Source organism: Ralstonia flaminis (assembly GCF_958415495.1).
Classification (GTDB): Bacteria; Pseudomonadota; Gammaproteobacteria; order Burkholderiales; family Burkholderiaceae; genus Ralstonia; species Ralstonia flaminis.
On record NZ_CATZLL010000001.1, the window covers coordinates 111890 to 126155 of the forward strand.

General features: G+C 63.1%; 17 protein-coding genes. 10 read left to right on the forward strand and 7 right to left on the reverse strand.

All coding sequences use genetic code 11. The features are described 5' to 3' along the window. Positions 1 to 19: 19 nt before the first annotated feature. From pssA to R2N11_RS00585, 5 genes are all read right to left on the reverse strand, one after another. Positions 20 to 889 carry a CDP-diacylglycerol--serine O-phosphatidyltransferase gene (gene pssA, locus R2N11_RS00565; protein WP_199031632.1) on the reverse strand — a complete coding sequence of 290 codons (870 nt, stop codon included), beginning with the start codon at positions 887 to 889 and terminating at the stop codon, positions 20 to 22. Between the two features lie 13 nt (positions 890 to 902). Continuing rightward, positions 903 to 1550 (reverse strand): phosphatidylserine decarboxylase, encoded by a 648-nt coding sequence (locus tag R2N11_RS00570; RefSeq protein WP_199031631.1) that lies wholly within the window; start codon positions 1548 to 1550, stop codon positions 903 to 905. Positions 1551 to 1695: 145 nt separating this feature from the next. After that, positions 1696 to 2712: a ketol-acid reductoisomerase gene (ilvC, locus tag R2N11_RS00575; protein ID WP_199031630.1), complete on the reverse strand. Its 1017-nt coding sequence runs from the start codon at positions 2710 to 2712 to the stop codon at positions 1696 to 1698. A gap of 63 nt (positions 2713 to 2775) precedes the next feature. Further along, positions 2776 to 3267: an acetolactate synthase small subunit gene (gene ilvN / locus R2N11_RS00580; RefSeq protein ID WP_021195003.1), complete on the reverse strand. Its 492-nt coding sequence runs from the start codon at positions 3265 to 3267 to the stop codon at positions 2776 to 2778. Continuing rightward, positions 3267 to 5024: an acetolactate synthase 3 catalytic subunit gene (locus tag R2N11_RS00585; RefSeq protein WP_316679770.1), complete on the reverse strand. Its 1758-nt coding sequence runs from the start codon at positions 5022 to 5024 to the stop codon at positions 3267 to 3269. The genes ilvN and R2N11_RS00585 overlap by 1 nt, the downstream gene beginning before the upstream one ends. Positions 5025 to 5392: 368 nt before the next feature. Between R2N11_RS00585 and R2N11_RS00590 the strand changes: the two genes are divergently transcribed. The 10 genes from R2N11_RS00590 (at position 5393) to R2N11_RS00635 (ending at position 13185) form a co-directional block, all read left to right on the forward strand. After that, complete coding sequence (locus tag R2N11_RS00590) at positions 5393 to 5959, forward strand: RNA polymerase sigma factor (protein ID WP_199031628.1); 567 nt, start codon at positions 5393 to 5395, stop codon at positions 5957 to 5959. Then, complete coding sequence (locus tag R2N11_RS00595; RefSeq protein WP_316679771.1) at positions 5956 to 6399, forward strand: DUF3619 family protein; 444 nt, start codon at positions 5956 to 5958, stop codon at positions 6397 to 6399. The genes R2N11_RS00590 and R2N11_RS00595 overlap by 4 nt, the downstream gene beginning before the upstream one ends. An 11-nt stretch (positions 6400 to 6410) precedes the next feature. Continuing rightward, on the forward strand, positions 6411 to 7271 hold the full coding sequence (locus tag R2N11_RS00600) for a DUF3106 domain-containing protein (RefSeq protein ID WP_316679772.1): 861 nt from the start codon (positions 6411 to 6413) through the stop codon (positions 7269 to 7271). A 94-nt stretch (positions 7272 to 7365) separates the two neighbouring features. Further along, entirely contained in the window at positions 7366 to 7890 is a 525-nt protein-coding gene (locus R2N11_RS00605) for an RDD family protein (protein WP_316679773.1), read from the forward strand. A 26-nt stretch (positions 7891 to 7916) separates the two neighbouring features. After that, positions 7917 to 8936, forward strand: a complete 1020-nt coding sequence (locus R2N11_RS00610; protein ID WP_316679774.1) for an esterase/lipase family protein — start codon at positions 7917 to 7919, stop codon at positions 8934 to 8936. A gap of 244 nt (positions 8937 to 9180) precedes the next feature. Continuing rightward, positions 9181 to 10131 carry a UDP-2,3-diacylglucosamine diphosphatase gene (locus tag R2N11_RS00615; protein ID WP_199031639.1) on the forward strand — a complete coding sequence of 317 codons (951 nt, stop codon included), beginning with the start codon at positions 9181 to 9183 and terminating at the stop codon, positions 10129 to 10131. A 68-nt stretch (positions 10132 to 10199) separates the two neighbouring features. Next, positions 10200 to 11270 (forward strand): glycosyltransferase family 4 protein, encoded by a 1071-nt coding sequence (locus R2N11_RS00620; RefSeq protein ID WP_430715405.1) that lies wholly within the window; start codon positions 10200 to 10202, stop codon positions 11268 to 11270. Positions 11271 to 11282: 12 nt separating this feature from the next. Beyond that, positions 11283 to 11735, forward strand: coding sequence for a diacylglycerol kinase (locus R2N11_RS00625; protein WP_199029171.1), 453 nt, complete (start codon positions 11283 to 11285; stop codon positions 11733 to 11735). 149 nt (positions 11736 to 11884) lie between these two features. After that, positions 11885 to 12604 carry a TetR/AcrR family transcriptional regulator gene (locus tag R2N11_RS00630; protein ID WP_199029169.1) on the forward strand — a complete coding sequence of 240 codons (720 nt, stop codon included), beginning with the start codon at positions 11885 to 11887 and terminating at the stop codon, positions 12602 to 12604. Then, on the forward strand, positions 12601 to 13185 hold the full coding sequence (locus R2N11_RS00635; protein WP_199029167.1) for an LOG family protein: 585 nt from the start codon (positions 12601 to 12603) through the stop codon (positions 13183 to 13185). The genes R2N11_RS00630 and R2N11_RS00635 overlap by 4 nt, the downstream gene beginning before the upstream one ends. A gap of 12 nt (positions 13186 to 13197) precedes the next feature. On the opposite strand, the gene R2N11_RS00640 is transcribed toward R2N11_RS00635, so the two are convergent. Both R2N11_RS00640 and R2N11_RS00645 read right to left on the reverse strand, forming a co-directional pair. Next, positions 13198 to 13776 carry a DUF924 family protein gene (locus R2N11_RS00640; protein WP_316679775.1) on the reverse strand — a complete coding sequence of 193 codons (579 nt, stop codon included), beginning with the start codon at positions 13774 to 13776 and terminating at the stop codon, positions 13198 to 13200. A gap of 67 nt (positions 13777 to 13843) precedes the next feature. Continuing rightward, complete coding sequence (locus tag R2N11_RS00645) at positions 13844 to 14248, reverse strand: group II truncated hemoglobin (RefSeq protein WP_316679777.1); 405 nt, start codon at positions 14246 to 14248, stop codon at positions 13844 to 13846. Between the last annotated feature and the right edge of the window lie 18 nt (positions 14249 to 14266).

The following is a 14266-nucleotide window of genomic DNA, read 5'->3' on the forward strand; positions in this document are numbered from 1 at the left end:
CAATGGTGCAGCGCATCGGTCACTCGTGGGCTTCATCTGGTGCCTGCTTCGGCAGTTTGGGACTGCCCTGCTGACCTTGCAGCGTGCGCCAACCCCACAACAGGTAACCCGACACCGCGTAGCCGACGAACAGCCCGAACAGCGCCACCGGCGGATCGCTCGATATGACCACGAACAGCACCAGCACCAGCACCATGACGCCGAACGGCACGCGATGCCGCACGTCGAGCGCCTTACCGCTGTAGAACGGCGCGTTCGATACCATCGAGAGCCCCGCGTACAGCGTCAGCCCAAAGGCTACCCACGGCATCCACAGCTCTTTCACCGGCAGCTTGTTATCGATTGCCAGCCAGACAAAGCCAGCGATCAACGCCGCCGCAGCCGGACTCGGCATGCCCTGGAAGAAGCGCTTGTCGACCACGCCAATGTTGGTGTTGAAGCGCGCCAGGCGCAGCGCCGCACCGGCGCAGTAGACAAAAGCCGCGAGCCAACCCCACTTGCCGAGGTCACGCAGGATCCACTCATACATCACCAGCGCGGGGGCAACGCCAAACGACACCATGTCCGACAGCGAATCGTATTGCTCACCGAACGCGCTTTGCGTGTTGGTGATGCGCGCGACACGGCCATCCATGCCGTCGAGCACCATCGCAGCGAAGATGGCAATGGCCGCCGTCTCGAAGTTCAGGTTCATCGCCTGCACGATGGCGAAGAAGCCAGCAAACAGCGCGGCCGTCGTAAAGGCGTTGGGCAGCAGATAAATGCCGCGACGACGTGGACGGACGACATCTAGGTCGTCATCATCCGGGCGCGGCTGGTTGTGGCGCAGCGGACGCAGATGCGTCACGTTGCTGGTGAAGCGCTTCTTGCGCCGATTGAACGCGGGCATGGCGGCCTCCGGATCAGTCCAGCTCGGCGAGCACCGTCAGCGTGGCGGACACCTTCTCGCCGATGGTCACGCGCGGGCGTGCGGTCAGCGGCAGGTACACGTCGACGCGCGAGCCGAAGCGGATAAAGCCGTAGCGCTGGCCGCGCGCGAGGGTCTCCCCTGCCTTGGTATAGCAAAGGATACGGCGCGCGATCAAGCCGGCCACCTGCACCGAGGTGACGAGCTGGCCATCAGGGCGACGCAGCACAACGGCGTTGCGTTCGTTCTCAAGCGATGCCTTGTCCAGATCTGCGTTGACGAACTTGCCCGGGAAGTACTGCACTTGCTGCACGGTGCCATCCACCGGCGCGCGGTTCGAGTGCACGTTAAAGACGTTCATGAACACGCTGATCTTCAGCGAGTCGCGATCGGCATACGGGTCACGCACTTGCTCGACGGCAACGATGCGGCCATCGGCCGGCGAGAGGATCGCGTTGGCCTGCGTTGGCACGACGCGTGCCGGATCGCGGAAAAACTGCAGCACGAACAGCGTCAGCACCCAGAACGGCCAAGCCCAGCCGAAGCCGGCGGCAGCCTGCACGATGAGAGAGACAATGAAAATCCCGCCCAGGTACGGCCAGCCCTCGCGGGCGATGATGGGATGCGGATACGTGTTGTTCAAATGAGACCTCGACAGCGTCTTGGGGGAAATGCGGCATTCTAGCTGACACAGGGCCGTGCCAGCACTTGAAACGGCCTCTTACCACCTAGATTCAGCATAAAAAAAGCCAGCCCGAAGGCTGGCTTTTCATACGAGGCTTGCTCGATCAGTTCTTCGTCTGGTCGACCAGCTTGTTCTTGGCGATCCACGGCATCATCGCACGCAGCTTGGCGCCGACTTGCTCGATCTGGTGCTCTTCGGTCAGGCGGCGGCGCGAGATCAGCGTCGGTTGGCCTGCCTTGTACTCCAGCAGGAAGCTCTTGGCGTATTCGCCGGTCTGGATGTCCTTCAGGCACTGCTTCATGGCCTTCTTGGTCTCTTCGGTCACGACACGCGGGCCGGTGACGTACTCGCCGTATTCGGCGTTGTTCGAGATCGAGTAGTTCATGTTGGCGATGCCGCCTTCGTAGATCAGGTCGACGATCAGCTTCAGCTCGTGCAGGCACTCGAAGTACGCCATTTCCGGAGCGTAGCCGGCTTCCACCAGGGTCTCGAAGCCAGCCTTGATCAGCTCGACGGTACCGCCGCACAGCACGGCTTGTTCGCCGAACAGGTCGGTTTCGGTTTCTTCGCGGAAGTTGGTTTCGATGATGCCGGCGCGGCCGCCGCCGTTTGCGGTGGCGTACGACAGGGCGATGTCACGCGCAGCGCCCGACTTGTCCTGGTGCACAGCGATCAGGTGCGGCACGCCGCCACCTTGCGCGTACGTGCCACGCACGGTGTGGCCCGGAGCCTTCGGGGCGATCATGATGACGTCCAGATCAGCACGCGGGATCACGGCACCGTAGTGCACGTTGAAGCCGTGGGCGAACGCCAGTGCAGCGCCTTGCTTGATGTTGCCATGCACCTCGTTCTTGTACACATCAGCGATCTGCTCGTCCGGCAGCAGGATCATGACAACGTCGGCTTCCTTCACCGCCTCGGCCACTTCCTTGACCTGCAGGCCAGCATTGACGGCCTTGTTCCACGACGCGCCACCCTTGCGCAGACCGACCGTCACCTTCACGCCCGAGTCGTTCAGGTTCAGAGCGTGGGCGTGGCCTTGCGAGCCGTAGCCGATGATGGTGACGTTCTTGCCCTTGATCAGGGAGAGGTCGGCGTCCTTGTCGTAAAACACTTTCATGGTGATGTCCTAATTTTCAAATACTTCAATATCGATGGGGGCCGGCAGCACGCTCGCGCCGGTTCAAACCTTCAGAATGCGCTCGCCGCGGCCGATGCCCGAGCCGCCCGTGCGGACGGTCTCCAGAATGGCAGTGCGATCGATGGCATCGAGAAACGCGTCAAGCTTGCTGCCGTTGCCGGTCAGCTCGATCGTGTAGGTCTTCTCGGTCACGTCGATGACGCGGCCGCGGAAGATGTCCGCCGTACGCTTCATCTCCTCGCGTTCCTTGCCGACCGCACGCACCTTCACGAGCATCAGCTCGCGCTCGATGTGCGCACCTTCGGTCAGGTCGACGACCTTGACGACTTCCACCAGGCGGTTCAGGTGCTTGGTGATCTGCTCGATGATGTCGTCCGAGCCCGTCGTGACGATCGTCATGCGCGACAGCGAGGCGTCTTCGGTCGGCGCGACCGTCAGCGTCTCGATGTTGTAGCCGCGCGCCGAGAACAGACCCACCACACGCGACAGCGCGCCCGCTTCGTTTTCCAGCAGGACGGAAATGATGTGACGCATTACAGGTCCTCCGCGCCAAGCAGCATTTCAGAAATCCCCTTGCCCGCCTGGACCATCGGCCAGACGTTTTCGGTCGGGTCGGTCTGGAAGTCGAGGAACACGGTGCGATCCTTGAGTCGGAAGGCTTCGCGCAACGCCGGCTCCACGTCTGCCGTCTTCTCGATGCGCATGCCCACGTGGCCATACGCTTCGGCCAGCTTCACGAAGTCGGGCAGCGCCTGCATGTAGGAATGCGAGTAACGGTTGTCGTACTCGATTTCCTGCCACTGACGCACCATGCCCAGGTAACCGTTATTGAGCGAGCAGATCTTCACCGGGGTGTCGTACTGCAGGCAGGTCGACAGCTCCTGGATGCACATCTGGATCGAGCCTTCACCGGTGATGGTGACGACTTCTTTGTCCGGGAACGCCTTCTTGATGCCCATCGCGTACGGCAGGCCCACGCCCATCGTGCCCAGGCCACCGGAGTTGATCCAGCGGCGCGGCTCGTTGAACTTGTAGAACTGCGCGGCCCACATCTGGTGTTGACCGACGTCGGAGCAGACGAAGGCGTCGCCATTCGTCAGTTCCCAGATCTTCTCGACCACATACTGCGGCTTGATGATCTCGGAGGTGCGGTCGTACTTCAGGCAATCGACGCTGCGCCACTGCTCGATCTGTTCCCACCACTTGGCCAGCGCCGTCTTGTTCGGCTTGGCCTCACCGCTCTGGATCTGGGCGATCATCTCCTGCAGCACGTCCTTGACGTTGCCGACGATGGGGATGTCGACCTTCACTCGCTTGGAAATGGAGGACGGATCGATGTCGATGTGGATGATCTTGCGCGGCTGCGACGTGAAGTGCGCCGGGCTGCCGATCACGCGATCATCAAAGCGCGCGCCGATGGCGATCAGCACGTCGCAGTTCTGCATCGCCATGTTGGCTTCGTACGTGCCGTGCATGCCCAGCATGCCCACGAACTGCTTGCTCGTACCCGGGAATGCGCCCAGGCCCATCAGCGTGTTCGTGACCGGGTAGCCCGTCAGCGCAGCCAGTTGGCGCAGCTCTTCGCTGGCCTCGGCAAGCACCACGCCACCACCGGAGTAGATGTACGGGCGCTCGGCCTGCAGCAGCAGACTCACCGCCTTGCGGATCTGACCGGAGTGCCCCTTGTTGACGGGGTTGTACGAACGCATCTCGATCGTCTTCGGATACTCGTACTTGCACATCTCGCGCGAAACATCCTTCGGGATGTCCACCACCACCGGGCCCGGACGGCCGGTCGAGGCGATATAGAACGCCTTCTTGATGGTCGAAGCGAGGTTGCGCACGTCCTTGACCAGGAAGTTGTGCTTGACGATCGGCCGGGTGATGCCGACGGTGTCGCATTCCTGGAAGGCGTCCTGGCCGATGGCGTGTGTCGGCACGTTGCCGGTGATGATCACCATCGGAATCGAATCCAGGTAGGCGGTGGCAATGCCGGTCACGGCATTGGTCACGCCCGGACCGGAAGTCACCAGGGCGACACCAACCTTGCCCGTGGCGCGCGCATAGCCGTCAGCCGCATGGACTGCCGCCTGTTCATGGCGCACCAGGATGTGTTCGATCTTGTTTTGCTTGTAGAACGCGTCGTAGATATAGAGCACCGCGCCGCCGGGGTAACCCCAGACGAACTCGACGCCCTCTGCCGCGAGCGCATTGACGAGGATGTCAGACCCCATCATGTCGGCAGATGAACCGCTATTGGCGTGGGAAAATTCCGCGCTTGGCATATTCATGTCAGTCCTTTGCAATTTTCGGCAAAAAATTGTTTGGATGCTCTCTACCGGGCTTGTGGCGCGGATTTGAGCGGTGCGCGTCTGCATGGATGGTCCGCCTGATGAGCGGCCAGATGAGACAACCACAGATGTTGTGAACCGACGATGATACTGCAATGCCGCATGGCGGTCCAGCGGCGGCAAGATTCGCCACACGAGGCGGTCCGCCAGACAGTCGGACTGTCCGTGGACCCGCATTTTTGCTAGCATCGCAACATTTTTGACGGTCTAGGCCGTCGTTGCTGCGAGGCGCAATGCTCACATTGCATCACATGATGACAATGTGAAATTTCGCCAAACCGCCCCACAGGATTCGCACCCGCCGTTGTATGGCCTCTGAACAGGAACTGTCGGCCTTCCTCGTAAGCGTCGAAAAACGCGCCTTCAAGCAGGCAGTATTCGCGGTCCGCGATGATGACGCCGCACTCGACATCGTGCAGGACGCGATGATCAAGCTGGCCGAAAAGTATGGCGACAAGCCCGAGGCCGAACTGCCCCTGCTGTTCCAGCGCATTCTGCAGAACACGATCCACGACTGGTTCCGTCGCTCCAAGGTGCGCAACACGTGGGTCAGCCTGTTCTCCAGCTTCCGTACGGATGCAGAGGGCGACGATACCGACCCGCTGGAGCTGATCGAAAGTGAAGCCGGCTCCACAGCAGCAGAAAGCAGCGCCGACAAGGTTGAGCGCACGCAGATGTTGGAAATTCTGGAGCGCGAAATCGAGAAGCTCCCCACACGTCAACGGGAAGCCTTTCTGATGCGTTACTGGGAAGACATGGATGTTGCCGAAACCGCCCAGGCGATGGGCTGTTCCGAGGGGAGCGTGAAAACGCACTGCTCGCGGGCAACGCACGCCCTGGCCCAAGCGCTGAGGGCGCGAGGGATCCGACTATGAACAAGGTAGAACTTCGAGAACGCCGCTTTGTGCATGCTGTCCGTACCGCTCTGAACGAGTCGGCAGGACAGTTGCCGCCCGACGTACGTGACCGCCTCTCCGCGGCACGCCGGACGGCGCTCGCGCATAAAAAAGCGGAAGCACCGAGCACGGTGCGCTCGCCTGCCCTGGTCATGCCGGGTGTAGGTCAGGTGTCCTTCGACTTGGAAGACGATGCTGCGTCGCCGCTGCACCGTATTGGCGCGTTCCTGCGTCGCTTCGGTCTGCTGTGGCCAACCATCGCACTGGTCGCAGGGCTTGCCGGCATTTATCAGTGGCAACAGCAGCAACGCGTGGACGAACTCGCCGAGGTCGACGCCGCCATGTTGCTCGACGACCTGCCACTGGCTGCCTACGCCGATCAAGGCTTCCATCAGTACCTCGATAAACGCGATCAGTGAAAGGCTGATCGATGAGCAACTTCCACCGCACCCACGGCCAACCACCGCGAGGCGAACGGACCTTGCGCCTGCGCGTCGCCCTGATCTCGTTGATCGGCGCGGCAGGGCTGTCCGCAGGATTGGCAATCGCACAAGCACCGGCAGCATCGGCACCGTCCGCCGTACCGGATACCACCGCCAGCACACCGCTGGCGCTGCCGACGCCGCCGACCACCAATCCGCAGCCCTCCATTCATCCGAACTGGTCTGAGCTGACCGTCGTGCAGCAGCGCATCCTCGCGCCGTTTGCGCCGGAATGGAACGGCATGCCCGAGCTGGCCCGCAAGAAGTGGCTACAGATTGCCCAGGCGTATCCGAAGTACACGCCGGCACAGCAGCAACGCCTGCAGACGCGAATGGCCGACTGGGTCAAGCTGACGCCCGAGCAGCGGCATCGTGCCCGCGAGAATTTCCAGACCACCAAGTCGGTTCCCGTCCAGAAGAAGAGCGAAGCTTGGCAGCGCTATCAGCAGTTGCCTGACGAGCAGAAGAAGGAGCTTGCTGCGGCAGCCAAGGCACAGAAACGTCCGTCTGCAGTCACGGCATTGCCGGGCAGTACGAGCCTGGCCAAGGATGCGGCCAAGGCACTGCATCACGGTGCGCGCACCAAGCCGGGCACGACCAAGTCGGCACCGAACCCGTTGGCGCCGGCCAAGCCGACTGCAACGGCAACGGCAGCAGCATCTGCGCCGACGGCAACCACGCCCGCTCCTGCGGCAACGGCCCCGGCACCAGCAAGTACGCCGATCACGCCTGCGCATCCAGTGACCCCAGCCACCAGCCCGGACGGCGATTCGGGCAACCCGCCACCATCAACCGTGCTGGGCGGCTAAGCCCGCATGCCCTTTGGCATAATCCGGTCACGCGCCGCGCACACGTTGTGCCGGTGCATGATCGATTACGCCCCGCCTGCGCTCACCCGGTTCGATGGCCACTACCGCTTCTACCACCTCGCCTGTCACGGCACCTGATCCGCTTGCCGCTCCCACGCTGCGCCGCCGCCTGGCTGCGATGCTCTACGAGGGCCTGCTGCTGTTCGGCGTCATGTTTGGCGCGACGGCCATCTTTCTGCTGCTGCGCGCGATCATTCCTCCGCTGGCGCGCACGGGCGATGTTGGCCTGCAGGTGTGGGGCTTCCTCGCGCTTGGCCTGTATTTCGTGGGCTTCTGGCGCAAACGCGGGCAGACACTCGCCATGCAGACCTGGCGCATGCGCGTCGTCAACGCAGACGGCTCGCCCATCTCGCTTGGCCGCGCCATTGCGCGTTATGCGCTGGCTTGGATCTGGGTGGTTGTGGCGGTCGGCATCATCCACATAAGTGGGGTTTCCCGCTGGACTGGCGCGGGTGTTGCCTTGACCTGCGTGCTGGCCTGGGGCGCGCTGGCGTGGCTCGACCCGCAGCGCCAGTTCCTGCATGACCGCCTTGCTGGCACGCGGCTGGTGCGCGCCTGATTCCATCTTCGGCGACGGTACACATCATGACACGCGCCGATCTGCCTGCCTCCTCTGCGCCGCTTGCCTCGTTGACGGCAGCCAACGCGCGGCGCATTGCGGTAGTACTGCAATGTGCCGCGATGTTGACGGTCGCGTGGGCCGCCCATCGCTGGGGTGCATTGAGCTGGCCAGGCTCCGCAGCCGTTGCCGCTGGGGCACTGATACTCGGCTATCTCGTCTCGGTTGGTTGGGCATTCCTCATCGCATCCACGAGTCTCGGCACAGCCATTCCGGATGACCCTGTGTGGGATCGCATACCCGTACCACGCGAGCAGCGCATCGGCATGACAGGCTTTATCGCGTGCTGGTTGCGCGAATGCGTGTCGGTGGCCTGGATGTTCAACGTGCTGCAGCCGTTTCGGGCACAGGCAGCGTTCGATGCAGCCGCGATTGACGGCGCACGCGTACCCGTACTGATGGTCCACGGTTACGGCTGTAACCGAGCAGTGTGGTTGCCGATGCAAAGGCACCTGGCCGCCGCGGGCCACCCGATCGAGGCCATCGATCTGATGCCGTTGCTGGGAGACATCGATGACTACGCCCACGACATCGCCGCCGTTGTCGCGCGCATGACGCACACGTACGGCCGCGCGCCGGTCCTGCTCTGCCACAGCATGGGCGGGCTCGCTGCACGAGCGTTGCTGCGGCAATCAACGGATATCTGCCCGGTCGCACACGTCATCACGCTGGGCACCCCACATCGGGGCACGGCGATGGCGCGCAGTGGGCGCGGGCGCAACGTGCGCCAGATGGCCTGGGCCAGTGCATGGCTGCGCCAACTTGCGGCGTCCGAAACGCCGGCCGTGCGAGCACGCATCACGTCGGTCTTCTCGTGGCACGACTCCATCGTCGGGCCGGCCGGCGCGTCTTGGCTGGAGGGCGCGCGGCATGTGCCGTTCTCCGGCATCGGCCATGTGTCGCTGCTATGCGACGCGCGCGTGCGTGATGCCGTGCAGACAGAACTGGCGCGCATCGAGGGCAAACCGCTGCCCCCATCCGCCTAAAACGCACGCCGGGCGCAGGTCTCCGGCAACCGCTTCGATCTTCCACGGCAACTACGTCATGTGACGGTCATGTTTCTGACACGGCTTATTCACGCGGCGGTGGCGAAATCCGTCCAACGCAGCCTCTGTTGCCGACATGGTCCTGCCAAATCTGCCATCGCGCCCTGGTTTCCTCCGCCGCCTCGCGCAACGCTTTCGCGCTGCTCCCCTCACCGGTTCCGACTGGAACGCACCACCGCCTCTGATGCACATGGCCGCCGGATTAGCCGCCGCCGGCGCGCTGGGTTCCGCTGTACCAGCCGGCCGCGGTGATGTGCGAGACCACCAAGCCCCTGCCGCCACCCCGCTCCCGGCCCTGGCATCCGACCAGCAGGCCGACAAGGACGCCGACCCGCCCGCAGAAAAAGTCCATCGCTATCGCACGATCTGGCTGTCGGACATCCACCTCGGCACGCCGGGCTGCCAGGCAGACTATCTGCTCGATTTCCTCAAGCACAACGACTCCGACACGCTGTACCTCGTTGGCGACATCGTCGACGGTTGGCAACTGCGCAAGGGCTGGTACTGGCCACAGGCGCACAACGACGTGGTACAGAAGGTGCTGCGCCGCGCGCGCAAGGGCACCCGCGTGGTGTTCATCCCCGGCAACCATGACGAGATGGCGCGCCAGTTCCACGGCCTGAACTTCGGCGACATTGAAGTGGCAGAAGACGCGGTGCACGTGACCGCCACCGGCAAGCGCCTGTGGGTCGTACACGGCGATCTGTTTGACGGTGTGATGCAGCATGCGCGCTGGCTCGCTTACGTGGGCGACTCGCTCTACACCTTCATCCTGGCAATGAACCGGCATTTCAACCGCATCCGCGTGAAGCTGGGGTTCCCGTACTGGTCGCTGTCGCAGTACCTCAAGCATCAGGTCAAGAACGCGGTCAATTTCATCAACTCGTTCGAGCGCGTGATGACCGACGAGGCACGCCGGCGCGGCTGCGATGGCGTGGTCTGCGGACACATTCACAAGGCCGAGATCCGCGAGATCGACGGCCAGCTTTACTGCAATGACGGCGACTGGGTGGAGAGCCTCTCCGCCCTGGTCGAAACCATGGAGGGCGAACTGCAGATCGTCTACTGGACGCATCTGCTCGATGCGCCGCGCACTACCCGCCGGGCACGCCGTGCCGCAGCGGCCGCCGCCTGATGGAAGCCCACATGACCAACACAAGCATTGATCTCACACAACCTGCCGTTGTTGCCACGCCGGCACCCATGCCCCAAGGAGAGCCCGTGAAAGTCATGATCGTCACCGATGCCTGGGAACCGCAGGTCAACGGCGTCGTCCGCACCCTCACCCAGACGCGCCGTGAGCTTGAAGCCATGGGCCACGTCGTCGACATGATCACGCCGCTCGAATTCAAGACGGTGCCGTGCCCGACGTATCCGGAGATCCGCCTGTCGATCCTGCCGGCTAAGCGCGTGCGCGAGCGCATCGAGAAGTTCGCGCCGCAAGCCCTGCACATCGCGACCGAAGGCCCGCTCGGGCTGGCAGCGCGCGCCTATGCGTTGCGCCACAAGCTGCCCTACACGACGGCGTACCACACACGCTTTCCGGAATACGTGCAGGCGCGCTTCGGTATTCCGCTGGCGTGGACGTACCGTTTCCTGCGCTGGTTCCACAGCCCGGCTCAGGCCGTGATGGCACCAACGCCCGTAGTGCTGAAAGACCTGGCTGACTACGGCATCACCAACGGCGTGCTGTGGACGCGTGGCGTGGATTTGGATGTATTCACCTCGCAGCGCGGCAACATGCTCAACACCGCGCACCCGATCTTCCTGTACGTTGGCCGCGTGGCTGTCGAGAAAAACGTGGAAGCCTTCCTGGAACTCGACCTGCCCGGCTCGAAGTGGGTGGTGGGCGAAGGCCCCGCGCTGGCCGGCCTGAAGGCGAAGTACCCGAACGCCAACTACCTGGGTGTGCTCAAGCAGCCGGAACTGGCCAAGGTGTACGCCTCGGCTGACGTGTTCGTCTTCCCGAGCCGCACGGATACGTTTGGCCTGGTGTTGCTCGAAGCGCTCGCCAGCGGGTTGCCGGTGGCGGCTTATCCGGTGACGGGCCCGATCGACGTGCTGGGCGATTCGCCGGCCGGTGCGCTGCGCGAAGACCTGCGCGAAGCTTGCCTGGAAGCGCTGCGCATTGATCGCGTCACAGCGCGTGCGCATGCCGAGAAGTTCTCGTGGCGCGCAGCCTCCGAGCAGTTCCTGGCGCACCTGCGCCCGATGCCGGCCGTACAATCCGGCGATGCCAAGACCGCTCAACCCTCGACTGCCACAGGCGCTTAAGCCTTGCGTTCAATGAAGCCGACAACGCCGCCTGAGCGTCCAGCTCCGCCACCCGCGGCGGGCGCCTACTCGCCGGCCGACAACCCGCACAAGGGCAATCGCGGCATCACGCGGGCCTGGTTCGCGCTCAAGAACTCCATCAGCGGCATCCGCTTCGCCATCGACGAGGAAAGCGCATTCCGCCAGGAGTTGACGCTGTGCGCGATCCTGCTGCCGTGCGCGTTCGTCATCCCCGCCACCGTGGTGGAACGCATCCTGATGCTCGGCACGCTGGTGCTGGTGCTGATCGTCGAGTTGCTCAATTCAAGCGTGGAAGCGGCTGTCGATCGCATCTCGCTGGAGCAGCACGGGCTATCCAAACGCGCCAAGGATTTCGGCAGCGCAGCGGTCATGCTGGCCCTGCTGCTCTGCGTGGGGACGTGGGTGGCGATTGCCTGGCCGTGGGTGGCGTCGCTGGTGCACTAGGGTGATAGGGGCTTACCCGCGCACACGCCACGTCAACGTTTGGCAGCATCTAGTCCCGCTTTATGTGGGGAGTCGTTGCTGCAGCACGATCTTTTATAATCCGGGCACACACACGCCACGGAGACAGGGCCACCGGCCTTGGCAGTTCAATGGAAACCAAGCAGCATTCCACCGGCCCACGCCGCACGCGCGATCGCATCCTCGAAGTATCGCTGCGCCTGTTCAATGAGCTGGGCGAACCCAACGTCACCACCACGACGATTGCCGAAGAGCTGGAGATCAGCCCCGGCAACCTGTACTACCACTTCCGCAACAAAGACGACATCATCAACTCGATCTTCGTGCAGTTCGAGCAGGAGATCGCGCGTCGCCTGAAGCTGCCAGATGACCACAAGGCTACGCTGGACGAGACCTGGGGCTATCTGCAGTACATGTCGGAGTTTCTGTGGAACTACCGCTTCCTGTACCGCGATATCAACGATCTGCTGGCACGCAACCGCATGCTGGAGCTGAACTTCAAGCGCATCGTTGAGCAGAAGCGCCATTTTGCGATGGACATCTGCCACCAGTTCATTGAAGACGGCGAAATGGAAGCCACGGCAGAACAAGTCGACGCGATCTGCACCAACATCGTGGTGATCGCTACCTACTGGCTGTCGTTCCAGTTCGTGCAGCACCCGCGCCAGTACAACGACCAGAACGCAATCCGTGACCACCTCCACGGCGCGAGTTACCACATCCTATCGATCCTCGCGCCTTACCTGCGCGGCAAGCCACGGCGGGCCTTCGATCTGCTCGCGGTCAGCCGCAGCAACGACCCGCCCGTCGGTACACTAGGCGCCCCCGGCACCACCACCCCTGCAAAATGAAATCGATCTGCGTCTATTGCGGTTCCAGCCCGGGCGAGCGCCCGGAGTACAAGACCGGCGCCATTGCGCTGGGCAACGAGATGGTCAAGCGCGGCCTCACGCTCGTCTACGGCGGCGGCAACGTCGGCCTGATGGGTATCGTGGCGGATGCGGTGCTGCACGGCGGCAACCCCGTGGTGGGCATCATCCCCAAGTCGCTGGTGCGCAAGGAGGTCGGCCATAAGGAACTGACCGAGCTGCACATCGTCGACAGCATGCACCAGCGCAAGCAGATGATGGCCGACCGTGCGGATGCCTTCATCGCCATGCCCGGCGGTGTGGGCACCTACGAAGAATTGTTCGAGACCTTCACGTGGCTGCAACTCGGCTATCACAACAAGCCGATCGGCCTGCTGAACGTCGCGGGCTTCTATGACAAGCTGCTGGCCTTCATCGACCACGCCGTGCAAGAAGGCTTCCTCAAGCGCCACCACGCTGACCTGCTGCACGTAAGCGACAATCCGGCCGAACTGATCGACATGCTCTCGCGTGCACCGCGCGAGACAGTCGACAAATGGTCGGAACGCCGCGAGCGCACCTAAGCAGCAAGCGGCCTAGAAAGACGACCCGGGCTGGGCCAGAAACTGCAACTCCTCGGGCGTGGACACGCGCCCGAGAACCGCATTGCGATGCGGAAAGCGCCCGAAGCGAACAACAATGTCCCGATGCTTCTCTGCCCAGATGAGCGACGCTGCGTCGCCTTCTTGGTCCCGCAGGCGGGTGTAGAGGCGGATCGATTCGTCCTGCGCAGCCAGCGTCTCGCTGTGTTCGAACGGCAGGTAGCAAAACACGCGATGAAAGCGTGTTGGGAGCTGGGTATCCCAACCGGCGGCCACGACGATCTGCGCGGTGCGCAGTGCCGCCGCGTCGCTGGAGAAGGCACGCGGGCTGTTGCGAAACATGTTGCGCGAGAACTGATCCAGCACCAAGATGCGCGCAATCGCGTCCAGCGGCGTGTCCATCCACGTGTCGGCTTCGCCGGTTGACAGCGCTTCCCACAACGGCAGGAAACGCGCACGGATCTCGGCATCGAAGGCGTCGGACTTGGTGAACCACTCAGGCCGATCGGCGGTGAGCGGCGTGGTGCCAAACCAGAACGCGAGCACATCGTCAGCAGTAGGCAAACCGATCATGCGGCTGTCTCCTCAGGTTGTTCTTGTGTTGTGACGTGCGCTTAGCGCGACACCTTACAGTGACACCTCAGCGCGGCACATTGCGCATCCAGTCGGCGGTCTGCCAGAAGGCTTGCATGAGGCGCATCTGCAGCGCTTCGTCCAGGCCAACGTCCTGCATCGCGAGCGCCATGCAGCGCATCCATTGGTCACGCTCCTGCGTGCCGATCTCGAACGGCAAATGGCGCGCACGCAAGCGCGGGTGGCCGAAACGTTCGATGTAGTGGTTCGGGCCGCCGAGCCAGCCGCACAGGAACCAAAACAGCTTGTCGCGCGCACTATCAAGGCTGGGGGGATGTACTCCGCGCAGCACGGCAAACGCCGGCTCGAGGTCCATCAGGTCATAGAAGCGATCAACGAGTTCGCGCACACGCGCCTCGCCACCAATCAGATCGAAGGCCAGGGTTTCCTGGCCGGAAGTTGCGTCAGTCATACAGCGTCAATCACATCA